Source organism: Micrococcus sp. 2A (assembly GCF_039519235.1).
In the GTDB taxonomy this organism is placed as follows: Bacteria; Actinomycetota; Actinomycetes; order Actinomycetales; family Micrococcaceae; genus Micrococcus.
Window position 1 is genome coordinate 747,826 of record NZ_CP154351.1, and the last position, 24,278, is coordinate 772,103.

Below are 24,278 nucleotides of genomic sequence, written 5' to 3' on the forward strand. Positions count from 1 at the left end.
CGAAGCCGGTAGTGGAACGCGGCCCCGGAGCTTCATGCTCCGGGGCCGCCCGCTGAGTGGGTGGCTAGAGGTCGGGGCCTTCAGGGCGATCCGGGCTGTGATGCTCGGCGCCGACGTCGACGGTGTGGTTGGCGGCGGGGGGAAGGTCGAGGACGCGCGCCAGGTGCAGCTGGTTGTCGGTCAGGGCGGCGATCCTGGCCTCGTCCTCTCCCGAGCCGGTGAGCGCGTCCAGGGCGCGCCGGTAGTGGTGCGCGGTGGCGTCGTTGGCCGTGGGGGGTCGGCCCAACACGCTGGCGGTGTGCTCGGTCTGGTTCGACACCGCCCGCCACAGCAGCACGGCGCGCAGGGTCGTCTCCGACTCGTCCCAGCCGGCCATGTGCTCTGCCCACGCCGGAGGATCTGCCCGGATGGTCGCGGCCTGGTGCGTGAGCTCGGTGTGCAAGTGCTCGTGGACTTCCGCGACGGCGGCCGCGCGGGTGCCCTCCGCCGGGTCCTGGGCGGGCCGGTCCAGGGGTGAGGGCGGCAGGAGGCTCTGGCACTGGCCGATCACGTCCTGGGGGGTCTGCGCCTGGTCGAGTTCGCCGGAGAAGGTGCGGGCGGGGTCGGCCTTGACCATCCGGTTCCAGGTCTCGGCCGCGCGCATGGCGGCGTTCGTGGCGGGGTCGGGGAAGGCGCGGTCGATCCAGGCGCTGGTGCGCTCGGCGCGGGCGGCCCAGTCCAGGAACTCGTACTCGTGGACCAGCCGTCCCAGGTCGTTGGCCCAGGCCCGCTCGCCGGCCTGGACCTCGTGGGCGGAGCGTTCGGCGGTGGAGTGATCCAGCACGGCCTTCAGCGCGCCCACGGGGGTCTGGGCGCCGGGGGTGCGGTGCAGCAGTCCCCACTCGTCGGGGGAGGCGTGGTCGTCGGGCTCGAGGTCTACGTAGGCGTGGTTGGCCATGCGGCCTCGGGTCATGGCCACGTAGAACAGCTCGCGGGACTGGCCGACCTCGACCACGGTGTGGCCGGTGTCCACGGTGACGCCCTGGGATCGGTGCGCGGTGGTGGCGTAGCCCAGCTCCGTGGAGGAGGCCAGGTAGTCCGGGTCCAGGATCACGGTGCCGCCGGTGGAGTCCACGATGGCCTCGGCCGAGCCGTCGGGGTTGATCCCGGTCAGGGTCAGGCGAGTGCCGTTGGCGATGAACGCGCCGGTGGAGTCGCGCAACGAGCGGTCGTTGCGGCGGGCCAGCAGTTCGTCTCCGACGCCGGCGGCGACGTCGGCGCGCAGGGTGACGGTGGTCTCCACGTCCACCAGGCCAGCGGTCACCAGGTCGGCCTGGGCGCGGGCGTTCAGGTCGGCCACGGTCGCGTTGTCCGAGGCGATCAGGATCGTGGACAAGCCCTCACGCTTGTCGGCCAGCCAGGCGGCGTAGGCGGTGTCCGCGGCGTCGGTCTCGGGGTCTCCGTGCAGGCGCCCGGCCGCCTCGTACTGCTCCAGCACGTCGTGGTCGCCCTCGCGCAGTTGCAGGGAGGCGCTGCGCTCCCACTCGTTGCGGAAGCGCCACACCTGATCCAGGCGTGCGACCTCCACGTCCTCGGCGCGGTCCATCCAGCCCAGGAAGCCGCCGGCCTCGACGGCCTCGAGCTGGGCAGGATCGCCCACGAGCAGCACCTTGGCCCCGGCGGTCTCGGCCTGCCGGGCCAGTTCGGCCATCTGGGCGGTGGCCACCATGGAGGCCTCGTCCACGATCAGCAGCTGTCCGGGGTGCAGGGTGAACCGGGCCTGGATCGCGTGCTGTTCGGCCAGGCGCGCGGTCATGGCCTCGATCTGCCGGGTCCGGGCGTCGGAGGCGGGGGAGTCCCAGAGCTGGGCCAGGCGGTCCTGGAGGCCGGCCACGCGTTGCGCGCGGGCGGCCGCGCCGTCCCCGACGGACTCCCACAGCCACTTGGCCGTGTTCTCCGTGGCCACGCCGAGCTCGTCGGCCAGCACGCCGGCGGCCACGGCCGAGGGAGCCAGCCCGACCACGGAGCCCTGGCCGTGCTGGGCGTGCCACAGCTGCGCGACGGCGGCCATGGTGGTGGTCTTGCCCGTGCCGGCCGGACCGATGATCGCGTCGATCCCGGACGGGGAGGCCAGGACATGGGCGGTGGCCGCCGCCTGGTCGGCCGAGAGGCGGTGGCCGTCCTTGGTGGTCACCTCGGCCACCTGTCCGGACAGGGTGTCCGGGTCGATGACCGGGGCGTCGGCGGAGCGGACACGGCCCATCAGGTAGGCCTCGTCCTCAATGACCTGCCTGGTGCTCCAGGTGCCGGCCACACGCTTGTGGTCCAGACCGGAGCGGCCAGCCGGGGCGGACAGCACGGGGTCGAACTCCGCTGGGGCGCTCATCCTGTCCGGGGTCAGGGACACGGCCTTGGCCAGGGCGGTGTCCACGAGCTCGTCGGCCGCGGCGTGCCGGTCCTCGGCGGTGTCGAACCGTACAAGGGCCAGCACGCGCTCGGCCGAGGCCAGCACGTTGGCCCGGGTGAAGGTGGTCCGGCGCACGGAGGCGTCGGTGAGCACCCACACGGCCATGGCCTCGCGGGCCTGGTCGGTGAGCTGGTCAGCGGTCACGGTGCGCCGGTCATGGCCGACGGCGGCGGCCACGATGACCGCCGGGTCGTGGCCACCGGCCAGCGCACGGTCACGCCAGCCGACCATCTTCTCGGCCAGGGTTTCGGTGGACTCCTTCTTCGGTGTCCGGGTCTCCAGGGTGGCCTGCTGGCGCAGCTTGAGCACGACCGCCGCCGGGGCGGTGCGTCCGTGGGCGGCCTCCCACTGGGCGATGAGCTCGTCCTTGCGGGCCTGGATCAGTCGGGAGCGGGTGGAGAACTCCTCGATCAGACTGTCCGGCACGCCGGCCAGCTCCACGCGGTGGCCACCGTGGCCGGCCACGGTGGCCTGCTCGAGCTCCTGACCGGACAGCACCTGCTCCAGGGCGGCGGTGATGGCCGGGTCGCGGGACTCGGCCAGGGCGCCGACCTGGCCGTGGAGCCGGTCGTAGAGCAGCGCGTTGTACTTCTCGGAGATGGCCACGACGTGGCGGTGCAGGGTGTAGCTGTCCAGGGTGGCCCACTGCCCGTCCATGAGGCGCTGGACCCGGTTGGAGATCACGACGTGGGTGTGCAGCTGGGGGTCACCGGCGCGGGAGTCCCAGTGGTCGAACGCGCTGGCCACGAGTCCGGTCACGGGCACGTGGGCGACGCCGCCGTGGCCGGCGCGGGACTGGAGCACGTTGTCCTCGACCCAGGCCAGGGCCTCGGCCATGGCCTGCTGGTGGGCGGCCTGGATCTGGCCCTGCATGGCCGGCCCGGATATGGCCCAGAGCGTGGACACGGACTTGGGCACGGAGAAGGTCAGGTCGAACCCGGCCACGGGCTTGCGGGTGGCCTTGGCTGTCCGGCCAGCCGGGGTCGTGGCCCCCTCCGGGGCGGCCACCTCACGGATCGGTGACCGGCCAAGTGCGGTGCCGGTGTCCGGGTCCTTGGCCAGCTCGTAGACGGACACGGCGTCGGCCTTGGCCACCTGCTGGCCAGCGGTCAGCGACGTGCCGGCCAGACCACGGCCCAGCCAGGTGCCGGGCGGGGCCTTGGCCTCGGTGTAGTACGCGGTCAGGTCACGCCGGGCGGTGGCCGCCCCGTCAGCGGACACGGACCGGTCACCGGTGGCCACGGAGTCCAGGTAGTAGTCGATGGACATCTTCGAGATGGACACGGTCATGGCCGAGCCCCCTTCTGGGTTGACCGGTCAGCGGCGGCCACCGCTGACCGGAACCGGGCGTGCGTGGCCAGGATGCGTTTGTCCACGGCGGCCACCGGCTGGCCGGCCACGGCCTTGGCCAGACGACGGCACAGCGTGTCCCACTGCCGGACGATGCCCTGCAACTGTGACCGCTCCACAGCGGCCACCTCGGCCGCGGCGGACAGGCGGCGGTGCCGGACGGACAAGTCCTCGTACCGGACACGCAGGGCGGACAGCTGGCCGCGCAGGGCGGCCACCTCGTCCGGGGTCAGGTCAGTGCCGGCCGTGGCCACGGACCATGACCGGCGCAGGGCGGCCAGCTGGCCGGCCAGGGCGGCGTTGTCCGCCCGGACAGCGACCGTCCGGTTGGCCTGGCCAGCGATGGCCACGGCCGCTGACCGCCGCTCGGCGGCCAGCTGGCCGGCCAGCTGCTGGACCTGCTCGGTCTTGCGCCGGACGCGGGCCTCGAGCTGGCCGATGCGCGTCTCGGCGTCATGACGCTGAGCGCGCTCAGCGTCGAGCTGCGCGGTCAGGGCCAGGACGGCGGGGTCCGGGGCCTGCCCGGCGGTCCGCGCCCGGTAGGCCGCTGAACGGCACGCATGGGAGCAGTACCGCTGGCGCGGCGAGGCGTCCTCGGGAAGGGGATCGGCGCAGTGCGCGCACGGGCGTCGGTCGCTCATGCCCGTGGTTCGCGCCCCGGCCGGGGGAGCGTGTGTCACGCGACTCGTGACGCTAGTGCACCTTGGTGCCAGACGTGTGATGGATGGTTTGCAGGGGTGCTCCGCGCTCGGCGCGGTGTGCCCCTGGGTGTCAGCGCTCCCCTGGGGAGCGTGACACCGGGGTTCAGCGGCGGGGTGCTGCGGCCTCGGCTGGGCGGCGGCGCATCGGGACTCCTCCGGTGAGGGTGCGGTGGGTGGAGGGCAGCAGGTCGGGGGCGTCTTTGGCGTACAGGTCAGCGTGGGCTTGGGTGACGGCGGTGGTGGTGACGTCGACGTGGTGGGCGTCGGCTGCCTTGATCAGTGCTGGGAGGATCGCGTCGCGCAGTGCTTGGCCTTCGCGTCGGCCGGAGCGTGGGTGGGCTGTGGTGTGCCCTTCGATGGTCCAGCCGGTGCGTGTTGCGTGGATGCCCAGGTACGCAGTGGGAGCCTCGGACGTGGGCCAGCAGTAGTAGCGCCGTCGGGGGTCTGCCAGCAAAGCCAGGTAGACCAGCCACACGAGGACCGGGGTGAGGATGGCGGCCAGGACGGCGTAGCCCGCCATGACCAGCAGCACAGTCGAGACGGGGAGGGTAGTGGTGGCCACCGCGGCGGCGAAGGCCACAAGGACGATGACCAGTGGGAACTTGAGCCACCACGGCAGACTGCGGACGCGGACGGGCAAGCTGCGGAACTCGTCGCGGACGGCCAGACGAGTCAGCCGCCAGGCGTGGACAGGGCCTCGAGCGACCGGGGCCGGCAGGTTTGGAACGGGGACGATGTGAGCCATGCGGCTACCTCCAGGGATCTTGGATGACGGGGAGAACGACGGCCCACTCCATGCGCCTCTGGTGACCGTTGACGATTGGTGACCCTTCGCACACATGGTGCCAACATCGACGGTCAAAGTGGTCACGGTTCCGCGCTGGCCCCGGTCTGGCGAAGGCACTCGCGCCCCATGGCTGCGGATGGGGGGACGTCAAAAGGAACCATGTCCCCTGCCGCCTCGGGTGGTGGGCCACGGGCGATCTGGGCGGCCCGCGCGGAGCGAAGCGAGCAAGGGCCGCATCGGTGGTCCAGCGCCGCGCTGGTCTGGGGGTGCGGGGGGCGAAGCGCCCCCGTGAGAGGTGTGGCGGTGTCCACGGCGAGGTGGGCTCTGCGCTACTTGGACATGGGACGGCCCCTCCAGCCTTGAAACGGGATCGGCTGGAGGGGCCTGCGCGGGAGGCTCGGAGGGGGGGTGAGCCTACGACCGCGTATGCACCAGGCTACGCGGGATTCTCAGCCGAGGTTAGACCAGGTGTAGTCGCTGATCCGTGGGGTCTTCTCATCCGTCATCTCGAAGGCGAACGACCGCCAGGTGTTCCCGGGTTCGCGCTCGCCCGTGGGGGACACCCACTCCCAGGCGGCGTTCACCCGGATGACGTTCGGCTCATCGGAAGGCACCAAGGTCACGATGGGCTCGGAGGTCCAGCCCTCGGCGGCGGCGTCGGTCCACTGAGGATCGCTGGTGCCGCGGTCCGAGACGATCACCTGCTTCGCCCGCTCCGGCGTCATCAGCTTCATGGCGCGACCCTCAGATGCGGTCTCGTCCACGTCCTTGGCCGGGTCCCACGTCGTCATCACGCGGGCGGCCTCGACGGCTGCCTCCTCGGCCGGGGTCGTCGGGGCGGACCCGAAGGGGCTGGCCGCTGGGGAACTGCTTGGGGGCGTGGGGATGGCCGAGGATTCCGTCGGTGCGTTCTGGGTGGTGGACGCCGCGACCGTGGGGGCCAGTACCGCTTCGGGGGCGGTGGGCTGGGTGATGACGTTGAGGAGCAGGGCGATGCCTGCGATGACCAACAGGCCGATTCCGCCGAGGGCAAGCTGGGCGGTGCGGGCGGAGCTCATAGAAGTGTCCTTTCAGCGTGCCTGGCAGGGACCGGTCACGTCGCGGCCGGACGGGCAGAGGTCGATGCCGTTGGCGGCCAAGATCGGCTCAGGGTTGACGGTCGTGTGGCGCTCGTAGCTCGTGTCGGAGGCGCTGGGCTGGTTGAACTGGAGGTGTATGTGGGGGCGGCCACCGGCATTCCCGGTAACGCCCTCCTTGCAGATCGGGGTGCCGGGCTCGACGATCTGTCCGACCTGGACGCGGTGGGAGCCGTAGGCACAGTGCCAGTAGCTGATCACATAGTGGGGCTCGGCCATCTGACGTGCGAAGACCGGGTGGTCGCCGTCCCGGTCGGTCCCGTTGGCCTTAGTGATCCGCATCTGGGTGGGGGCGACGGCATAGCCGGTGCCAGTGCCGGAGGCCAGGTCGATCGCGTTGTGATTGGCGACCTCTACGGTGCATTTCAGCGTTGAAGGACACGGCCGCGCGCCGTAGTCGGAGGTGAAGTACCCGCCCGGGAAGGGGTGCGTCCACTCGCCGGAGATGACCACGTCGTCACCGCCCGAGAAGGCCGGCTTGCATTCAGTGGTGTAGATGCTCGCGCGGGACAGGATCTCCTCGGCGTACTCAACGGCGACGGGCTGCTGGTAGGGGATGCCCTTGGCGGCATGGACGTGCGCGGGGCCGATCCGGTAGCCAGCCAGGGCCATACGCACGACGTCCTCCGGGTCGGAGGAGTACTGCTTGTAGTCGTTCTTCAGCTTCAGCAAGAACCGGCCCTGGGCAGCGATGGAGGCGTGCCCGTCGTAGGGGTCGCCATTGCCGTATTCGGCCCAGGCCTCGTCCTTGAACTGGGCCAGACCGCGCGCGTAGCTGGAGCTGGTGGCCTTCGGGTTCCATCGGGACTCCTGGTAGATCTGGGAGGCCAGGACTTCCTGGCTGATGCCGGAGACCTCAGCGGCCTTGGCGATGTCCTCGCGGTACTCCTCGGGGATCTGAGCCTCGCCCGCCTCACCGGCTGAGCAGATTTCAGCGATGTTCCCGTTGACGGGGGTGCGCTGGAACGAGGTGAAGGAGGCCATCATCATGGCCGGGCCCACGACCATGACGAGCACCAGGCCCAGGAGCGCGATGAGCACGCCTGCGACGATCATCAGGCGCTTCATGCCAGGCCCTCGATGAGGGCGGCGGTGGCCTCGAGGTAGGCGCGGCGAGTGGCTTTGGTGAGGCGGTCCCAGTCGATTTCGTCTCCGGCGTCGAGTGCGGGGTCGAAGGGGACGACGAGGACGGCGCCGACGTGCTCGGCCAGCAGCTCGCGGACCTTGTCGAGGCGGTCGGTGTCGGCCTGGGCGGGCTGGGTGATGACGGCGATGGAGCGGGCGAGCTTGTCGGTGTGGCCGGCCTTGCGCAGGGCGTCGATGGTGACGAAGGCGCGGCGGGCGGCGTCCTCCTTGTTGGTGATGGCGATGACGATGGAGTCCGCGACGTCGACGGCTGCCTGCCAGGTGGCCGCGGTGCTCGCGTTGCCGGTGTCCACGATGGCCAGGGCGTAGTGCTGTCGCAGCACCGCGTGCATCCGGTGGAACGCGTCGGCGTCGATGACCTCGCGGTCTCCGGCGTGATCCTGCGAGGCCAGGACGTGGAAGCGGTTGTCGCCCTGGGGGCGGACGTAGCCGGTGAGGCGGTCGGCGTTCTCGGGGATGCGGAAGTCCTCGATGTTAGCCAGCAGGTCCACGGCGGTGTGCTGGTGGGAGGCGGGCAGGGCACGGTCGGCCAGATTGCCGGCGTTTTCGTTGTTGTCCCAGGCCAGCACGGTGCCGCCGCGGACTCGGCCGAGGGTGGCGGCCAGGAGGTAGGTGGCGGTGGTCTTGGAGGCGCCTCCCTTGATGTTCACGACGGCGGCGGTGCGGTGGCCGGGCAGGCCGCGCTGGATGGTGGTCGTGAGCTCGCGTTCGTGCATCTCGTCGGCCGAGGGGGCCAGGCGCAGGCCGAAGGCTTCGTTGAGCCCGCCGCGCCAGCCGTGGCGGGCGGGGGCCTGCCGACGACGGTCGGCGCGGGTGCGGGTGGCGAAGGCCTCGGCGGTGGAGGTCAGCTCCGCGTGGGCGGGCTTGCGCAGTTCGGGGCTGAAGGTGAGATCGTGCACGCCCGGGAGGTCGGAGGTGATGATCACGTCGTGGCCCAGGCGGTTGGCCGCGGACTGTCCGATGGTGTCCAACGCGGCGGTGGTCACGGTGGACGGCTGGCCGGACGGGTCGGTCAGAGTGAAGGCCGTGTAGGACAGGCGGAAGGCACGGCGGGGATCGGTGGTGTCTGGGGCCGGGGTGAGGGTGTGGGTGTCCGGGTCGAGGGTGAAGGTGTCCGGGGTGATGGTCAAACCCTCGTGGTGGCCGGTCACGGTGACCACGTGCTGGCCGGTCGGGGCTGCTGCCGCCGTGGCCAGAGCCTCGGTGAGGGAGGTGGCTGGCAGGCGGGTGCCGGTGGGGTCGGTCAGTGCAACGCGAGCGGTCAGGGTCAGGGTGGTGTCCATCGTCGGTGTCCTCCTGGGGTGAGCGCCGAGTGGCGGTCGGGGTCTGTGGGGTCGTTCTGGATTCGTTGTGTGTAGGAGGAGGTGTGTGTCCAGGTGGCGTCGTCCGGCCAGTCGTGCGCGGCCGCGCGTGATGGCGGATGGACGTGGCCGGACATGGCTGTGGCCACCGGACGGGAGTGTCCGGTGGCCACAGTGGCCGGCCGTGGCCGGTCAAGTGTGGGCTGGCCCGTGCGGGGCGGGAGCGGGCGTGGTGGCCGTGTCCGCGGCGCGGTACTCAGCCACGGCCGCTTGCAGAGCGTCCAGGCGCAGACCGGAGGTGGTGCTCGTGGGGGTCTGCAGGATGGGGGTCTGCTCCAGTCCGCTGGACTTCAGCTTGGTCACAAGCTCGGGCCGGCCAGTCAGATCGACGTAGTCGTAGGGGATCTGGTGGCGGTCGAGGTATGCGGTGGCCTGCTTGCAGGGGTAGCAGGTGGGCTGGCCGTACACGGTGATCATCGCGGTGGTCTCCTCGCTCATCGTCCGGGGCCCGGGTGCGGGACTGTAGAAAGGCGGGCCAGGACCGTGCGGCGCAGCAGGATGTCAGCCTGCGGGCTGTAGCCGAAAGCGCGCAGGGGGATGGGCTTGGGGCGTAGGTGGTCGAAGGGCTTGGTGGGGGTGCAGGTTTGCGGCGGCATGGTGGCTCCTCAGAAGGGGTTCTCGGTGGCGACGTGCTCGGGCTGGCCGGACTCGTCAGCGGTGGCGATGAGTTCGAGGTGGTCGTCGGTGTCGAGGTCCTTGTCCGCGCAGTTGTCGATCCACCAGCCAGAGCGGGTGAGCGTACGGGCGGCGGCGAAGGCTTCGCTGGCGGTCTCCTCGTCCTGTTCCTCGAGGACGGCTGCGAGGACCTGGTAGCGGATACGGGTGGCCCAGTTGAGCTGCTTCTCGGTGCCGGTGAGCTCGGGGAGCTCGTGCTCCTGCTCGAACGCGGCGGCGTCGAGGAGTGTCTGCCGGTTGAGCTTGTCGAGATCAGCGGCGCCTTGGGTCTTAAAGCACTTCGTGCAGACGCGGTTCTTGCCGAGGCCGAAGGCGTGGTTCTTGCGGCGGCCGGCGGGGACATGGGTGAGGTCTACGGTCTCGGTGTGGCCGCAGCTGAAGGCGATGGGAAGGGCGGTTTTGATGGCCATGATGGGTCTCCGTTGCTTGGGCGAAGGGTCGACCTGGATTCGTGGCAGTGGCGGGGTCATGCGTGTCCACGCGTCAGGAGGCGAGGGTTTGGATGCGATCGGTCATGCCCGGAAGTGTCTGGAGGGCGGCGACGTCGCGGGAGAGTTTTTCCGCGGCTACGCGGGTGTAGACCATGGTGGTGGTGACATCGGCGTGGCCTAGGAGATCGCGTAGGCCAAGGATGTCCAGGGATGAGGAGTAGACGTGGGTCGCGAAGCGATGCCGGAGGGTATGGGCGGACCAGCCGGTTGTGGCCAGCAGGTCATGGATGCGTTGACCGATGGAAGCGGGTAGGTAGTGGCCGCTGGGGTTGCGGTCGCTGGGGAATAGCCAGCCGCATGAGGGTGCGAGGGCGAGCGCCTCGTTCAGGAGGGGGTGGACGGGAACGTGGCGGATATGACCGCCCTTGCCAGTGACACGGATCTGTCCGTCGTTGATGTCTTCGGCGCGGAGGCGGGACATCTCTGCCACGCGCAGGCCGGAGAGGGAGCCCAGTAGGAGCATCAGAATGTCCTGAGGGCGGGTGCATCGTGTGATGGCGCCACGGAGGATGTGGTCTGGCGTGGGGCGGGGGAGGCCGCGGGGCACGGTGAATCGGGGGAGCTTATCGGCTGGGTTGGTGTCGGTGAGGTTGAGATCGATGGCCCAGCGGTAGTAGACGCGGATGGCGTCCGCAGCGTTCTTGCGCGTGGCGGGTGAGGCGCCGACGGTGAGCAGCCACTCCGCGAGTTGTCCGGGGGTGAGGGTGAGGGCGTCGAGGTCGTTCTCATGGGTCCAGGCGTGCAGACGTTGGGCGTAGTGCACGCGGTTGGCAACTGTGCGCGGCCGGCGGAAGACGGTAAGCCACGACTCGAATCCGGCGAGATGTGGTGGGCGTGACGACATGGGGTGCCTCCTACATGGGGAGGAGTGATCGTCACACGGGTCTGATGGGCAAAAAAGGGGGGGCAACCCGTTTATGGCTGCCCCCCCTTAGTGCGTGTGCTTAGCCGGGTGTGCTCAACCGTGTCGGGGCATGGGGACGAACTGGAGGGCGAGCCAGCTGATGCCGCCGACGACCGCCGGGCCGGCGTACATAGACATGGGACCGCCCATGTAGAGGGCGAAAGCGCTCACGGCGGCGACGGAGAACGCCAGGAACTTGAGGAGGGCCAGCCCGGTAGAGAAGGGACGGGTGATGAGCGCGATGAGGAACATGATGATGGCTCCGGCGAAGATCCACATGGTGGCCGCCCTTTCAGGTGTGCGAGTGGTGATGTCAATACTGGCGAGGGAGCCGACTCGTTAAGCCAGTGGCTGTCCTTGGGCGTCCAGGGCGCTCGGATGGACAAGTAACCGGTGTCAGGTCTCGTAGCGGATCATCGCGCTCATAATGGCGTTGGGCGGGTCGGTCACGTGGGTCAAGGACTCGAGCTCGTGAGCCGCCCCCTTCATTCGGTCCGGACGTTCTGTGAGTCGTCGGTTTCCATTTGATGGGTGCACTGCCGAGCGTACTCGGCTGGGGTTAGGTAGCCGAGCGAGGAGTGCCGGCGGTGGTGGTTGTACTCGTCCTTCCAGTCGCCGATGATGACCTGTGCGTGCAGCAGTGAGTAGAAGCTGTTGATGTTGAGGCACTCGTCGCGGATCCGGCTGTTGAACGACTCGACGTACCCGTTGCGCCACGGCGAGCCCGGAGGGATGTAGGACAGGCCGGTGCGGGTGCCGGCCCAGTCGGCCATCGCCTCGCTGATGAACTCCGGCCCGTTGTCCGACCTGAGCACCGCCGGGGCGCCCCGGGCGGCGACGAGGTCCTCGAGGTGGGCGGTGAGTCGGTCGGCGGTAATCGAGCGCTCCACGAGGCCGCCGATGCACTCCCGGGTGTGTTCGTCGACGATCGAGCAGATCTTGATCGGTCGTCCGTGCTCGTCGGCGTCGAACTGGAAGTCCACCGCCCACACCACGTTCGGCGCGTCCGCCGTCGGCGCGTCGACGGTCGAGGACCCGACGCGCTTGCGTCGACGCCGCTGCGGGACCCGGAGCCCTTCGTCACGCCACAGGCGTTGGATCTTCTTGTGGTTCACCACCCACCCCTCGGCGCGGGCGTCGTGATACGCCCGCCGATACCCGTAGCGGGGATGGTCCTTCGCCCAGGCGCGCAGCCACTCCCTGAGCGCCCGATCCGGGTCCGCGACCGTGTCGCCCTTGAGCGGTCGCCGGTACGCGGAGCGGCTCAGCCCGACCAGACGGCACGCCATCCGTTCGCTCACCCGCAACTTGCGCTTGAGGTGATCGACGGCGGCGCGGCGCCTGTCCGGGCTTAGAAGTTTCCCTCAGCCAGCTCCTTGAGCGCGGCCTTCTCCAGCTCCGCTTCCGCGAGCAGACGCTTCAGGGTCGCGTTCTGCTTCTCCAGCTCCTTCAGGCGCTTTGCATCGTCGGCCTTGAGGCCGCCGTACTGGTTCCGCCACCGGTAGTACGTCTGCTCGGACACCCCGAGCTCCCGGCACACCGCCGCGACGTCCTGACCATCGGCGAGCATCCTGTCGGCCTGCCCGAGCTTACGGACGACCTGCTCGGGGGTGTGACGCTTCCTGCTGTTCGTCATGATCTGACCAGTCTCCCTGCCCGCGACCGCGGGCAACAGGACGACTCTCATAACGACTGGACCTACGAAACGGGGTCAGCCCACTCGGCGAGTGCGCCTTTGAGCTCGTCCCTGCACTCGTGGGCCGAGAGGTGCTTGTTAGCTCTGGGGGCGGATATACGAGCCTGCTGCGAGATGGTCATGCGACGTGCCCTTCGTCGGTCGGCGACTTCAGGGTAGCCCTGAGGATGACGACGAGCCGGAGAGTCGCGGCGACGGTGTGATTAGCGAGGCTTCGCGACGAGTAATCGAAGGGTTGTTGGTTCGAGTCCAACCGGAGGAGCCGAGCAGAGGCCCCTGCACCGACCATGTCGGTGTGGGGGATTCTTCGTGCCTGGAGGATGACCGGGCCGAGCAAGTCGCCAAGCGTAAGCTCCAGCAGTTCTGCCACTTGTGCCAGCTCGGTGATAGAGAAGGGGGCCTTGACCCTTGATCGTGGACCCGGTGTCGGTTCGGTTATGCCGCTTCCGTGAGGGTAGCTGACCTCGCGGCGTCGTAGGCGTTCTCGTAGCTATTTGGGCTCACCTGGCCGATCGTGGAGTGGCGTCGGCGGGTGTTGTAGCGGTTCGCCCATCGGAACACGGCCCGGTAGGCCGTGGCCTGATCTGGAAATGCGGCCCGGCCCTCGAGAAGCTCCCGCTTGAGCGCGGCGTTGAAACTCTCCGCGAGTGAGTTGTCGGCACTCGTGCCCACCGCACCCATGGACTGGACGACGGTGAGCTGCTCGCAGAGGGCCGCGTAGGCCTTCGAGGCGTAGACGGCGGGTTCAACCGGTCGTTGCAACACCGTGCGTTGAGAGCGAGCGTAGCTGCTCGGCGAAGACCTCCGCGGGAGTCTTCCAGTCCAGGACCTTCCTGGGCCTGTTGTTCAGCGTGTACGCGACTGCTGCGAGGTCCTCGGCCGACCATCTCGACAGGTCCGTGCCCTTGGGGAAGTACTGCCGCAGCACCCCGTTCGTGTTCTCGTTCGTCGGCCGCTGCCACGGCGAGTGGGGGTCAGCGAAGAACACCTTCGTGCCCGTGGCCATCGTGAACTGGACATGCCCGGCCAGCTCCTTGCCCCGATCCCACGTCAAGCTCTGACGCAGCTGCTCCGGCACCGTCGCCATCGCCTTGATCAGGGCCGCGGTCATCGCCTCAGCCCCGTACCCACCCAGCGACGGCCCGTTCTTCACCGGCGGCCGCTCTCCCCATCCCTGCAGGCGGGGCAAGTGGACCAGGATCGTGGCCCGGCTCTTGCGCTCGGCCAGAGTCCCGATCGCTGAACGCTCGGTCCCGATGATCAGGTCCCCTTCCCAGTGCCCGGGCACAGCACGATCAGCGGCCTCGGGTGGGCGCTTGCTGAACACCACGTCCTCGGTGACGTGGCCCTGGGGCTTGTTCCGGGTACGTGCCCGCGGCTCGCGCAGAGCCCGCCCGGTACGCAGGCACGCGACGAGCTCACGCTTGAGCGCCCCACGCCCCTGGATGAACAGCGACTGATAGATCGCTTCATGAGAGATCCGCATGGACTCATCATCCGGGAACTCCAGGCGCAGCCGGCGGCTGATCTGCTCAGGGCTCCACGCCGTAGACCACCGCCGGTCCGCCCGGCGCGGTTTCATCTTCCGCCCCTTGAAACCGGGCCCGACTGGTCCCGGCACGGCCACGCCATCGGGGCCCAGGACCACCCCGTTCAGGCGTGCCTGGACGTAGTCGTGCAGTCGCTGGTTCGTGGCCAGCTTCGCCGGCTTGGGCCGCCTGGCAGCTTCCTGGGCCTTCCACTGCGCCACCGTGGCCCGGTACTCCTGCTTCCCGGAACGAGTGGCGCAGTTACGGCGCAGCTCACGGCTGATCGTGCCGGGATCACGTCCCAGCGTGCGTGCGATCTGACGGACCCCCTGGCCCTGGGCATGGAGGATTGCGATCTCTTCACGCTCAGCGAAGGACAGGTACCGGCCGGTGGGCTCGGCCAGGGACAGCGGGGTCATCCCGCCAGCGTGACGGAACCAGCGCGCCCCGACGGGCCAGGACACGCCCACAGTCAGGGATGCCTCGACCGTCGTAACGCCGGTGGCGATCACACGCCAGAACTGGCGTTGCACCTCTCGTGAGGGCTGCGGCCTGCCAGGAGAGCGCATCGGGGCCCGCAAGGCCCGATCCGCTCTCCACTGTCGACGTGTCCCCTCGGGCACGTCACTGATCTTCCTCGCCCAGTCCTTGCTTGCCATCGCCCATACCTCCAGTGATTCCGAGAGGGTGTTGCGACGACCGATTGAATCCACCGACGCTGCCGTGGTCGCTGTGAAACACGGCGCCGGCGAGACTGCCGCGGTCGCGGGCCGCGGCGCGGAGTGCGTCCTCGACGAGTTCGGTGCGCATGTGGTCGGCGACCTGCCAGCCCGCGAGCTTGCGGGAGCCGAGGTCGATGCACGTCGCGAGATACAGGTTCGACCCGTCTGCGATCGGGAGGTAGGTGATATCGCCGACGTACCGGCGGTTCGGCTCCCCGATCGAGAAGTCCCGGCCGATCAGGTCGGGGAACTTCCTCCCGGACTGGTCCGGGATCGTGGTCTTCACCCGGCGTCGCAGCCGGATCCCCACCAGCTGGTGCTCACGCATCACGCGGGCGACGCGCTTGTGATTCACCCGCTCGGCGGCGGTGGTGACGCCGTCGTTGAGGTCGGCGGTGATCCGGGGTGCCCCGTAGGCGCGGTCGCCGCCCTGGGCGGGGTCCTGCAGCACCCTGATCCGTGCGGCGAGGGCTGTATCTTCGGCCGCTCTCGCCGCCCGTCCCGGAGCCGCCGCGAGCCAGGCGTAGAACGACGACCTCGCGATCTCGACGATCTCGCACAACCGCTTCACGCCGTAGGCGTCCTTGTGGTCCTCGACGAACTGGAAGCGGTTCACCAGTTCGTCTCCCCGGCGAAATACTTCGCCGCCTGACGGAGGATGTCCCGCTCCGTCTCGAGCTTCAGCTTCTCCGCCTTCGACGCCGCCAGTTCCGCCTCCAGCCGCACGATCCTCGCCGCCTGCGACTCCGACCGCCCCGACGTGGGCGGCGACATGGTGCCGGCGGTCGTCGTGCCCGAGCCGTGCTTCTCGACCCACTCCCGCAGCGCACCGCGGGAGATCCCGAGGTCCGCCGCGATGCCATTCAACGTCGCACCGGGCGTCGACTCGTACAAGTCCACCGCCCGCTGCCGGAACTCGTCCGTGTAGTTCTTCCTAGCCATCCCTCGGATTCTCGCTTCCCCATCATCGTGTTGGAATCAGCGTGTCCAAGATCAGGGGTCAAGCGCCCCGAGATGCTCGTTCGGTCATCGCCTCGCTCGGGCGCCTCGACGAGGCGACCACCCGGATCGCCGCGGCGTGCACCGGCGTGTTCGCCGTCGCCGAGACCGGACGGATGCATCATCGGCGGGCGACGACCAGCTGGTTCCTGGGGCCGGAGTTCCTGAAGCGCTATCCGACCGTCGCCCTCGATCTCGACACCATGGTCGTGGTCGACGGGAACCTCGTCACCGCCGGCGCTGCGTTCGCCCACATCGACCTCGCGCTCTCACTCGTGCGATCGATCAGCCCCGACCTGGCCCAACATGTCGCCAAGCTCCTCATCATCGACGAGCGTCCGTCGCAGGCGGCCTTCGTCGCCTACGAACATCTCCGGCACGAGGACCCGATCGTCGTCGAGTTCGAACGCTTCGTGCGCGCCCGCCTGGACGAACCGTTCAACGTCGCCTTCGTCGCGCAGTCGCTCGGCACCAGCCGGCGCACCCTCGAACGACGAGTCCGTGCGGCGCTCAACCTCACTCCGCTCGGGTTCGTCCAACGGCTTCGCACCGAACGAGCTCGGCACCTCTCAGCAACCACGGATCTCACCTCCGCCGAGATCGCGCTACGGGTCGGCTACGCGAACGCCGAGACTCTGCGCTCCCTCCTGCGCAGGGAGCGACGCCGTTCCTGACCTATCGCCATGCCTGTAGCCGGTGTCCTAGTGCTCGACTGGAACCACCTCTCAGCACGTCGCGTCGACGCTACTGCGTCGCCCCTGGACGACCCACTCGACACGCCCGCAGCACAGGCCATGTGACGTGCCCCGGCTTCCCGGACGGCCGGGGTCGGGTGGCTGTGATGTGTCGCTGCGTTCTCGTCGAGGGGGTCAGCAGACTCGATCAGGGTCGATTGGGATGAGACGCGAAGGCGCTCAGGTCAAGGCGGCCGAAGCCGGCCGGCGGGGTAGCGTCGGTCACGTCGAGGTCTTTCGGATGGATGGCGTAGGAACCTCCATCGTCGGGAGACCTCGATGTCTACCTGCGGACCGACGCGCCCGGCCGACCTACACCCTCATCTGGGAAGAGCCCATAAACGGTCGTTTGTGGCGGGCGTCCGGGATGCGACGGGGCTGTGGCTTCGTTCGCTTGGTGGCGGGGTTTTTGCAGCGCTCCGTGGCGGTCTTGTTGCCGCGATCACGCAGGACTGGCTGCAGGTAGGTGTCGCGGTCTGAACCGAGAGGGGTGCGCCCGGTCGGGGCCGTTTGGATCGCTGCCGCTACGTCAGAGTCCGAAGGCCCCGCCGCTGACGAGAATCACGATGCCGAGGCCGATGAGAACGATGGGGAAGAGGACGTGCTCCCAGCGTTCGAGCACTTCGGCGATCGGGGGGCGGGTGGCGACGAACTTTGCCAGGGCCACCAGGACCGCGACGAGCGCGAGGAAGACGATGCAGTAGGCGACTACTGCGAGAGGTTCCACGCTGAGGAAGACAGGGGTGTAGACGCCGATGTTGTCGCCGCCGTTGGCAAGGGTGACGCCTGCGACTGTCCACACGCCGACCTTCTTGCCGGCAACCTTGGCCTCGTCGTCATCCTCGTCATCGTCTCCGCGCCAGGCCTGCCATGCGGCCCAGAGGCCGAGGCCCAGAGGGATGAGACCGAAGTACGGGATGGCTGCCGAGGGCAGGAATGCTCCGGCGCCGATGGTCACCAGGACCGCGGCACCGAGGATGCCGGCGAATCCGAGGTACTGGCCGGCCAGAATGCGGGCGGTAGTGCCGCGCTGGCCTGCCCCTCGCGCGAAGAAGAGGGAGAGCACGATGATGTCGTCGATGTTGGTCGCTGCGAACAGGCCCATCGCCTGCAAGACCGAGGTGAGGATCATGCGCCCTCCCCAGCTGCGTCGCATCCGGGAAGCGAGCAGGCGGGATCGATGCACGGGGCGTCTTCGTCCACTGCCAGGGTGGCATCGACCAGTGCCGTCAGCGCCTGCGCCAGGTGCGAATCGGCGATCTCATATCGTGTCCGACGACCCTCAGGCTCGGAGACGACGATCCCGCAATCGCGCAGGCATGCCAGGTGGTTGGACACGTTCGGGCGTGTCAGGTCCAGATCTCGGGCCAGTTCCGCCGGGTAAGCGGGATGGTCGAGCAGGGTCAAGATGATCCGGGATCGAGTGGGGTCGGCCAGTGCACGACCCAGGCGGTTCATCACGTCGAGACGCGAAGCGATAGTCAGCATGGACTGAACTATACAGCGCGAACTGAACACTCGGTCACAGGCGTCAGCCCAGATCGCATGCCCGTAAGGGGATCCTTCACCGTACGTCGAGCGAGCTCAGTCCTCGACGACTTCTTGTGAGGGATCGTCATGTACGCATGTGAACAGCTTCGCTCTGTGTCGTCCTTCTGGCTTCGCTTCGTGTCGGGTAGCCCGGTCGCTACGGCTGCAGGAGCTCTCGTTCGATGCGTTCTGCGATGGCGTCCCGCATTGGTCGCACGTCTTCCGGTGACCAGGAGTTGGGGTCGGGGAACGACCACTCCAGGACCGTGCCGCCAGGTTCTGCGGGGAGTTCGAGTCCGGGCTTCATGAGGACGACGATGTCCGCGTGTTCGAGCAGGTCGGGCGTCACGCGCCGCGGCATGCGTGCGGTGATGTCGAGGCCGAGTTCGCCTACGGTCGCGGCGATCGAGGGGTTCACCTCGTCGGCCGGGGTGATGCCGGCGGAGGTGGCCGTGTATCGGTCGGGTGCGGCGAGTTCGAGGAGTGCTGCGCCGAGTTGTGAGCGGCCGGCGTTGTGCTTGCAGATGAACAGGACAGTGGGCTTCGTGGTCATGGATGCAAGTCCGGTCAGTTGGTGCAGCACGAGGTGTTGCCGGTAGCCGAATCAAGCGGAGTGCAGCAGGCAGCGTCCTCAGCGGCAGGAGTGGCGGTGGCGGGCGGGGTGGTGCAGCAGGAGCTGCCGCCGATGTCGGTGGAGCAGACACCCGTTTCGGGGAGGACGAGTTCGAGCTGTCGGGCTGCGGTGTGGTCGCCGGCGAGTTCGGCGGCGATGGAGCGGACCTGCTCGTAGCCGGTGAGGAGCAGGAACGTGGGCGCGCGGCCGTAGGACTTCATGCCGGCGATGAAGAAGTTCGGCTCCGGGTGCGCCAACTCGGCGACACCGTGCGGGGGAACGGAGCCGCAGGAGTGCAGGTTCGGGTCGATCAGTGGTGCGAGGGCTCGGGGTGCTTCGACGATGTCGTCGAGGCCGAGGCGGATCTCGCGGAGCATGTCGAGGTCGGGCCGGAATCCGGTGGCGTTCACGATGACGTCGACAGTGAAGCGTCCAGTTGAGTCCCTGATAGTGGTGTAACCCTCCCCGGCCGCCAACACCGTCCCCAGCATGGACGCGGTCACCGTGGGAGCCTTCGAGTGAACCTTCCACAGCACTCTCGAAAGGGACATCACCACGATGACCGCTCCTCACATTGTCGACCCTGAAGGCCTGCTACGCGAAGCGATCGGCGAAGCCTCGCCGGACTTGTTGCGCCACCTGCTGCAGACCGTGATCAACGCCCTGCTCAGCGCTGACGCAGACGCGGTCTGCGGCGCCGAGTACGGCACCGCTTCTGATACCCGCACCGCACAGCGCAACGGGTACCGCCACCGGCCCCTCGACACCCGCGCCGGCACGATCGACGTGGCCATCCCGAAACTGCGCGCCGGCACGTACTTCCCAGAGTGGCTGCTCGAGCGACGCAAGCGGGCCGAGTCCGCGTTGATCACGGTCGTCGCCGACTGCTACCTCGCTGGGGTCTCCACCCGACGCATGGACAAGCTCGTGCGCCAGCTGGGCATCGACTCGCTCTCGAAGTCCCAGGTCAGCCGGATGGCCGCCGAGCTGGACGAGCACATCGACGCGTTCCGGCACCGCCCGCTGGGGGATGCCGGCCCGTTCGTGTTCCTCGCCGCGGACGCCCTGACCATGAAGGTTCGCGAGGGTGGTCGGGTGATCAACGCGGTGGCCATGGTCGCCACCGGCGTCAACGCTGACGGGCGACGTGAGGTACTCGGGCTGCGGGTGGCCACCACGGAGTCAGGCGCGGCGTGGAACGAGTTCTTCGCTGATCTGGTCGCCCGCGGCCTTCACGGGGTGAGACTGGTGACTTCGGACTCCCACCGTGGCCTGGTCGAAGCCATCGCGGCGAGCCTGCCCGGGGCCGTGTGGCAGCGGTGCCGCACGCACTATGCCGCGAACCTGATGGCGGTGACCCCGAAGGCCATGTGGCCGGCGGTGAAGGCCATGCTCCACAGCGTCTACGACCAGCCTGACGGGCCGGCGGTGCACGCCCAGTTCGACCGGCTCTTGGACTACGTGGCCGAGCGGTTGCCCGCCGTGGCTGGGCACCTCGATGCTGCTCGGGAGGACATCCTCGCGATCATCTCGTTCCCGAAGGACGTGTGGTCCCAGATCTGGTCGAACAACCCTGCCGAGCGCCTGAATCGGGAGATCCGGCGCCGCACGGACGCGGTGGGCATCTTCCCGAACCGGGATGCCGTGGTGCGGCTCGTGGGGGCCGTGTTGGCTGAGCAGACGGATGAGTGGGCCGAGGGCCGCCGGTACCTCGGTCTCGAGCTGCTGGCCCGCTGCCGCGAGCCCCTCACGCAAGAACCGGGCACCGTGATGGGCACGGAGGTGATGCCGGCCCTGGCCTGATTCTCATGCCTCGAAGACGGTTACACCACTTCCAGGGACTTGACCAAGCGTCCCGGGTGTGATGCCGCTTCCTTTCGAGTTCGAGAGGATGTTGTTCATGCCGAAGAAGTTCGATCCCGAGGTGAAGGACCGCGCGGTGCGGATGGTCCTGGACCGTGTCGAGGAAGCCGGGTCAGTCACGAAGGCCGTGGCTTTGGTGTCGCCGAAGGTCGACGTGGGGCGCGAGACCTTGCGCCGCTGGGTCTGTCAGCACCGCGTCGACGCCGGCCTCAAGGACGGGCCGACCAGCGATGACCTGGCCGAGCTCAAGCGCCTGCGCGGCGAGGTCAAGCGATTGCGGGAGGACAACGAGATCCTGCGCAAGGCCTCGATTTTCTTCGCGGGGGAGCTCGACCCCCGCAACCGATGATCATGGGATTCATCGATCAGATGCGCGCCAAGGGGCATGCGGTCGAGTCGATCTGCAGGGTGCTCCGTCAGGAGGGCTGTCAGATCGCCGCACGCACCTACCGGGCGTGGCGCCGCCGCAGCGCGTCGGCTCGTGACACGTCCGACGCGGTCCTGCTCAACGTCCTGCACGACCTTGTCGGCACCCCGGAAGGGCTGTACGGGCGTCGGAAGATGACCGCGTGGCTGCGTCGAGAAGGTCACCAGGTCGGCGCCGGTCGTGTGGACCGGCTCATGCGGGTTGCGGGGATGAACGGTGTGCGTCGAGGCAGGCCAGTGCGCACCACCGTCCCGGCCAAGGACGGCTGCCGTGCCGGTGACCTGCTCAATCGAGACTTCACCGCGGCCGCGCCGAACACGAAGTGGGTCGCGGACTTCACCTATGTGCGCACGTGGGCGGGCTTCGTATACGTCGCGTTCGTGCTGGACTGCTACTCGCAGAGAATCCTCGCCTGGCATGCCGCGACGGCCAAGACGACCCCGCTGGTCCTGACCCCGCTGCGGATCGCGTTGTGGGACCGTGACCGGCACGGGCACCCTGTGCAGCCCGGCGAGCTGATCGCGCACAGCGATGCCGGGTCGCAGGGTGGATTCAATCGGTCGTCGCAACACCCTCTCGGAATCACTGGAGGTATGGGCGATGGCAAGCAAGGACTGGGCGAGGAAGATCAGTGACGTGCCCGAGGGGACACGTCGACAGTGGAGAGCGGATCGGGCCTTGCGGGCCCCGATGCGCTCTCCTGGCAGGCCGCAGCCCTCACGAGAGGTGCAACGCCAGTTCTGGCGTGTGATCGCCACCGGCGTTACGACGGTCGAGGCATCCCTGACTGTGGGCGTGTCCTGGCCCGTCGGGGCGCGCTGGTTCCGTCACGCTGGCGGGATGACCCCGCTGTCCCTGGCCGAGCCCACCGGCCGGTACCTGTCCTTCGCTGAGCGTGAAGAGATCGCAATCCTCCATGCCCAGGGCCAGGGGGTCCGTCAGATCGCACGCACGCTGGGACGTGATCCCGGCACGATCAGCCGTGAGCTGCGCCGTAACTGCGCCACTCGTTCCGGGAAGCAGGAGTACCGGGCCACGGTGGCGCAGTGGAAGGCCCAGGAAGCTGCCAGGCGGCCCAAGCCGGCGAAGCTGGCCACGAACCAGCGACTGCACGACTACGTCCAGGCACGCCTGAACGGGGTGGTCCTGGGCCCCGATGGCGTGGCCGTGCCGGGACCAGTCGGGCCCGGTTTCAAGGGGCGGAAGATGAAACCGCGCCGGGCGGACCGGCGGTGGTCTACGGCGTGGAGCCCTGAGCAGATCAGCCGCCGGCTGCGCCTGGAGTTCCCGGATGATGAGTCCATGCGGATCTCTCATGAAGCGATCTATCAGTCGCTGTTCATCCAGGGGCGTGGGGCGCTCAAGCGTGAGCTCGTCGCGTGCCTGCGTACCGGGCGGGCTCTGCGCGAGCCGCGGGCACGTACCCGGAACAAGCCCCAGGGCCACGTCACCGAGGACGTGGTGTTCAGCAAGCGCCCACCCGAGGCCGCTGATCGTGCTGTGCCCGGGCACTGGGAAGGGGACCTGATCATCGGGACCGAGCGTTCAGCGATCGGGACTCTGGCCGAGCGCAAGAGCCGGGCCACGATCCTGGTCCACTTGCCCCGCCTGCAGGGATGGGGAGAGCGGCCGCCGGTGAAGAACGGGCCGTCGCTGGGTGGGTACGGGGCTGAGGCGATGACCGCGGCCCTGATCAAGGCGATGGCGACGGTGCCGGAGCAGCTGCGTCAGAGCTTGACGTGGGATCGGGGCAAGGAGCTGGCCGGGCATGTCCAGTTCACGATGGCCACGGGCACGAAGGTGTTCTTCGCTGACCCCCACTCGCCGTGGCAGCGGCCGACGAACGAGAACACGAACGGGGTGCTGCGGCAGTACTTCCCCAAGGGCACGGACCTGTCGAGATGGTCGGCCGAGGACCTCGCAGCAGTCGCGTACACGCTGAACAACAGGCCCAGGAAGGTCCTGGACTGGAAGACTCCCGCGGAGGTCTTCGCCGAGCAGCTACGCTCGCTCTCAACGCACGGTGTTGCAACGACCGGTTGAACCCGCCCAGTACACGAGCCTTCGCTTCGCCGAGCACCTGGCCGCCGAGGGCATCGCCGCGTCCATCGGGACCGTCGCCGATGCGTATGACAACGCGCTCATGGAATGCGTCATCGGCTTGTACAAGACCGAGTGCATCACCACCACGATCTTCCACAACGGCCCGTACAAGACCATCGCCGACGTCGAGTACGCCACCGCCGGATGGGTCGAGTGGTACAACAATCGAAGGCTCCACTCGTCCCTGGCTATGACCACCCCGGCCCAGTACGAGACTGCCTACTACGCCGCCCTCAACCGAGAGCTGGCACCCACATAGGAGCGGTACGAAACCCGGGACGCTTCAGTTCCGCGATGACGGTGTCCGCGCCGCTCACCGGAGACCTGGCAGTACCGCGGACCGCCGACCTGGAGTGGTCTGCACGCCCGGTGCGCCGCGCAACCGGCACGAGCACGGAGGAGCTCCACGCATGCGCTCCACGCATACCCGCCCCGCCCTGACCGCCGCCCTTCTCGCGGGTGCCCTCGCCCTCGCCGGCTGTTCCGCCGAGGACCAGGAGAAGGTGACGGACGCCGCCTCCTCGGCGGGTGCCGCGGTGGGTTCGGCCGCTCCCTCGATCGGGGCGGCTGCGAGCTCCCTGGCCTCCTCCGCGGGCCCAGCCGTGGGATCCGCCGCCTCGGACGCGTCGTCAGCCGCCGCCAGCCGCATGGACGACATGCGCTCCAAGGACGCGAGCGGATCGGCCGCCGCCTCCGGCCACGCAGGCCACTCGATGGAGCACGCGATGGACGGCGGCCCCTCGCCGGCCGGCATCGAGGAGGCCGACGACCCGGCCTACCCCGTGGGCACCGAGGTCACGCTGACCGCCGACCACATGCCCGGCATGAAGGGCGCCGAGGCCACCGTCACCGGCGCGTTCGACACCACCGCCTACCAGGTCGACTACACCCCCACGGACGGCGGCGAGAAGGTCACGGACCACAAGTGGGTCGTGGAGGACGAGGTCCGGCCCGCACGGTGACGCCGTCGACCTGGTCCGCGATCCGCAGCCCCGCGGGGGAGAAGGTCCCGCGCCGGCGCCTGTCGGTCCAGTCCGAGGTCCCGACCCTCACGTCCCTGCGACG

18 protein-coding genes, 7 pseudogenes and 1 other annotated feature are annotated in these 24,278 nt (G+C 68.9%); of the genes and pseudogenes, 6 read left to right on the forward strand and 19 right to left on the reverse strand.

The window, feature by feature from the left end:
* Nucleotides 1-64: 64 nt before the first annotated feature.
* From mobF to AAG742_RS03535, 15 genes and pseudogenes are all read right to left on the reverse strand, one after another.
* The gene (gene mobF / locus AAG742_RS03465; RefSeq protein ID WP_343282323.1) at nt 65-3,736 is read right to left on the reverse strand and encodes a MobF family relaxase; all 3,672 of its coding nucleotides are present in this window, start codon (nt 3,734-3,736) and stop codon (nt 65-67) included.
* Nucleotides 3,733-4,437, reverse strand: a complete 705-nt coding sequence (locus tag AAG742_RS03470) for a hypothetical protein (protein WP_343282324.1) — start codon at nt 4,435-4,437, stop codon at nt 3,733-3,735. The genes mobF and AAG742_RS03470 overlap by 4 nt, the downstream gene beginning before the upstream one ends.
* Nucleotides 4,438-4,600: 163 nt before the next feature.
* On the reverse strand, nt 4,601-5,242 hold the full coding sequence (locus AAG742_RS03475) for a hypothetical protein (protein ID WP_343282325.1): 642 nt from the start codon (nt 5,240-5,242) through the stop codon (nt 4,601-4,603).
* Nucleotides 5,243-5,733: 491 nt separating this feature from the next.
* The gene (locus AAG742_RS03480; RefSeq protein WP_343282326.1) at nt 5,734-6,342 is read right to left on the reverse strand and encodes a hypothetical protein; all 609 of its coding nucleotides are present in this window, start codon (nt 6,340-6,342) and stop codon (nt 5,734-5,736) included.
* Between the two features lie 12 nt (nt 6,343-6,354).
* Complete coding sequence (locus tag AAG742_RS03485; protein WP_343282327.1) at nt 6,355-7,488, reverse strand: transglycosylase SLT domain-containing protein; 1,134 nt, start codon at nt 7,486-7,488, stop codon at nt 6,355-6,357.
* Nucleotides 7,485-8,849 (reverse strand): hypothetical protein, encoded by a 1,365-nt coding sequence (locus tag AAG742_RS03490; protein WP_343282328.1) that lies wholly within the window; start codon nt 8,847-8,849, stop codon nt 7,485-7,487. Before AAG742_RS03490 ends, AAG742_RS03485 begins: the two co-directional genes overlap by 4 nt.
* 210 nt (nt 8,850-9,059) lie before the next feature.
* Nucleotides 9,060-9,365, reverse strand: coding sequence for a glutaredoxin family protein (locus AAG742_RS03495; RefSeq protein WP_343282329.1), 306 nt, complete (start codon nt 9,363-9,365; stop codon nt 9,060-9,062).
* Entirely contained in the window at nt 9,362-9,523 is a 162-nt protein-coding gene (locus tag AAG742_RS03500) for a hypothetical protein (protein WP_343282330.1), read from the reverse strand. Before AAG742_RS03500 ends, AAG742_RS03495 begins: the two co-directional genes overlap by 4 nt.
* Nucleotides 9,524-9,532: 9 nt before the next feature.
* A complete protein-coding gene (locus AAG742_RS03505) occupies nt 9,533-10,012 on the reverse strand; it encodes a hypothetical protein (RefSeq protein WP_343282331.1) in 480 nt (159 codons plus the stop codon).
* Nucleotides 10,013-10,085: 73 nt separating this feature from the next.
* Nucleotides 10,086-10,937: a tyrosine-type recombinase/integrase gene (locus AAG742_RS03510; RefSeq protein WP_343282332.1), complete on the reverse strand. Its 852-nt coding sequence runs from the start codon at nt 10,935-10,937 to the stop codon at nt 10,086-10,088.
* A gap of 114 nt (nt 10,938-11,051) precedes the next feature.
* Nucleotides 11,052-11,276 carry a hypothetical protein gene (locus AAG742_RS03515; protein WP_343282333.1) on the reverse strand — a complete coding sequence of 75 codons (225 nt, stop codon included), beginning with the start codon at nt 11,274-11,276 and terminating at the stop codon, nt 11,052-11,054.
* A 206-nt stretch (nt 11,277-11,482) separates the two neighbouring features.
* A protein-coding gene (locus AAG742_RS03520; RefSeq protein WP_098471310.1) for an IS3 family transposase occupies nt 11,483-12,633 on the reverse strand; the annotation gives its coding sequence in 2 pieces (ribosomal slippage) (nt 11,483-12,363 and nt 12,363-12,633; 1,152 coding nt in all).
* Between the two features lie 495 nt (nt 12,634-13,128).
* Nucleotides 13,129-13,434: pseudogene (locus tag AAG742_RS03525) on the reverse strand (integrase core domain-containing protein); the annotation flags it as partial.
* 4 nt (nt 13,435-13,438) lie between these two features.
* Nucleotides 13,439-14,791, reverse strand: a complete 1,353-nt coding sequence (locus tag AAG742_RS03530; protein WP_343282334.1) for an IS30 family transposase — start codon at nt 14,789-14,791, stop codon at nt 13,439-13,441.
* A gap of 145 nt (nt 14,792-14,936) precedes the next feature.
* A pseudogene (locus tag AAG742_RS03535) lies at nt 14,937-15,886 on the reverse strand (IS3 family transposase); the annotation flags it as partial.
* 68 nt (nt 15,887-15,954) lie between these two features.
* On the opposite strand from AAG742_RS03535, the pseudogene AAG742_RS03540 reads away from it, so the two are divergent.
* Nucleotides 15,955-16,617 (forward strand): annotated as a pseudogene (locus AAG742_RS03540) (helix-turn-helix domain-containing protein); the annotation flags it as partial.
* Between the two features lie 589 nt (nt 16,618-17,206).
* Here AAG742_RS03540 and AAG742_RS03545 read toward each other — a convergent pair.
* The 4 genes and pseudogenes from AAG742_RS03545 to AAG742_RS03560 all read right to left on the reverse strand — a co-directional run.
* Nucleotides 17,207-17,809: a cadmium resistance transporter gene (locus tag AAG742_RS03545; protein ID WP_343281991.1), complete on the reverse strand. Its 603-nt coding sequence runs from the start codon at nt 17,807-17,809 to the stop codon at nt 17,207-17,209.
* On the reverse strand, nt 17,806-18,165 hold the full coding sequence (locus tag AAG742_RS03550; protein WP_006590980.1) for a metalloregulator ArsR/SmtB family transcription factor: 360 nt from the start codon (nt 18,163-18,165) through the stop codon (nt 17,806-17,808). The genes AAG742_RS03545 and AAG742_RS03550 overlap by 4 nt, the downstream gene beginning before the upstream one ends.
* A 199-nt stretch (nt 18,166-18,364) precedes the next feature.
* Nucleotides 18,365-18,760 (reverse strand): low molecular weight phosphatase family protein, encoded by a 396-nt coding sequence (locus AAG742_RS03555; protein ID WP_125107085.1) that lies wholly within the window; start codon nt 18,758-18,760, stop codon nt 18,365-18,367.
* 14 nt (nt 18,761-18,774) lie between these two features.
* A pseudogene (locus tag AAG742_RS03560) lies at nt 18,775-19,242 on the reverse strand (flavoprotein); the annotation flags it as partial.
* A 136-nt stretch (nt 19,243-19,378) separates the two neighbouring features.
* Between AAG742_RS03560 and AAG742_RS03565 the strand changes: the two are divergent.
* The 5 genes and pseudogenes from AAG742_RS03565 to AAG742_RS03585 all read left to right on the forward strand — a co-directional run.
* A complete protein-coding gene (locus tag AAG742_RS03565) occupies nt 19,379-20,623 on the forward strand; it encodes an IS256 family transposase (protein ID WP_343282335.1) in 1,245 nt (414 codons plus the stop codon).
* Between the two features lie 97 nt (nt 20,624-20,720).
* Nucleotides 20,721-21,661 (forward strand): annotated as a pseudogene (locus AAG742_RS03570) (IS3 family transposase); the annotation flags it as partial.
* Nucleotides 20,990-21,124 (forward strand) — a sequence feature (AL1L pseudoknot). It overlaps the preceding pseudogene by 135 nt.
* Nucleotides 21,662-21,800: 139 nt before the next feature.
* On the forward strand, nt 21,801-23,153 hold the full coding sequence (locus AAG742_RS03575) for an IS30 family transposase (RefSeq protein ID WP_343282334.1): 1,353 nt from the start codon (nt 21,801-21,803) through the stop codon (nt 23,151-23,153).
* Nucleotide 23,154: 1 nt separating this feature from the next.
* Nucleotides 23,155-23,472 (forward strand): annotated as a pseudogene (locus AAG742_RS03580) (integrase core domain-containing protein); the annotation flags it as partial.
* Nucleotides 23,473-23,623: 151 nt separating this feature from the next.
* Nucleotides 23,624-24,160 (forward strand): annotated as a pseudogene (locus tag AAG742_RS03585) (YdhK family protein); the annotation flags it as partial.
* Nucleotides 24,161-24,278: the final 118 nt, after the last annotated feature.

Excerpts from the sequence above, each read along its gene's own strand:
- AAG742_RS03530 (WP_343282334.1), bottom strand. The coding sequence starts at position 14,791 with ATGCGCTCTCCTGGCAGGCCGCAGCCCTCACGAGAGGTGCAACGCCAG.
- AAG742_RS03550 (WP_006590980.1), bottom strand. The coding sequence starts at position 18,165 with ATGCTGACTATCGCTTCGCGTCTCGACGTGATGAACCGCCTGGGTCGT.
- AAG742_RS03545 (WP_343281991.1), bottom strand. The coding sequence starts at position 17,809 with ATGATCCTCACCTCGGTCTTGCAGGCGATGGGCCTGTTCGCAGCGACC.
- AAG742_RS03565 (WP_343282335.1), top strand. The coding sequence starts at position 19,379 with ATGACCGCTCCTCACATTGTCGACCCTGAAGGCCTGCTACGCGAAGCG.
- AAG742_RS03515 (WP_343282333.1), bottom strand. The coding sequence starts at position 11,276 with ATGTGGATCTTCGCCGGAGCCATCATCATGTTCCTCATCGCGCTCATC.
- AAG742_RS03510 (WP_343282332.1), bottom strand. The coding sequence starts at position 10,937 with ATGTCGTCACGCCCACCACATCTCGCCGGATTCGAGTCGTGGCTTACC.
- AAG742_RS03490 (WP_343282328.1), bottom strand. The coding sequence starts at position 8,849 with ATGGACACCACCCTGACCCTGACCGCTCGCGTTGCACTGACCGACCCC.
- AAG742_RS03500 (WP_343282330.1), bottom strand. The coding sequence starts at position 9,523 with ATGCCGCCGCAAACCTGCACCCCCACCAAGCCCTTCGACCACCTACGC.
- AAG742_RS03480 (WP_343282326.1), bottom strand. The coding sequence starts at position 6,342 with ATGAGCTCCGCCCGCACCGCCCAGCTTGCCCTCGGCGGAATCGGCCTG.
- AAG742_RS03485 (WP_343282327.1), bottom strand. The coding sequence starts at position 7,488 with ATGAAGCGCCTGATGATCGTCGCAGGCGTGCTCATCGCGCTCCTGGGC.
- AAG742_RS03555 (WP_125107085.1), bottom strand. The coding sequence starts at position 18,760 with ATGACCACGAAGCCCACTGTCCTGTTCATCTGCAAGCACAACGCCGGC.
- mobF (WP_343282323.1), bottom strand. The coding sequence starts at position 3,736 with ATGACCGTGTCCATCTCGAAGATGTCCATCGACTACTACCTGGACTCC.
- AAG742_RS03575 (WP_343282334.1), top strand. The coding sequence starts at position 21,801 with ATGCGCTCTCCTGGCAGGCCGCAGCCCTCACGAGAGGTGCAACGCCAG.
- AAG742_RS03470 (WP_343282324.1), bottom strand. The coding sequence starts at position 4,437 with ATGAGCGACCGACGCCCGTGCGCGCACTGCGCCGATCCCCTTCCCGAG.
- AAG742_RS03495 (WP_343282329.1), bottom strand. The coding sequence starts at position 9,365 with ATGAGCGAGGAGACCACCGCGATGATCACCGTGTACGGCCAGCCCACC.
- AAG742_RS03505 (WP_343282331.1), bottom strand. The coding sequence starts at position 10,012 with ATGGCCATCAAAACCGCCCTTCCCATCGCCTTCAGCTGCGGCCACACC.
- AAG742_RS03475 (WP_343282325.1), bottom strand. The coding sequence starts at position 5,242 with ATGGCTCACATCGTCCCCGTTCCAAACCTGCCGGCCCCGGTCGCTCGA.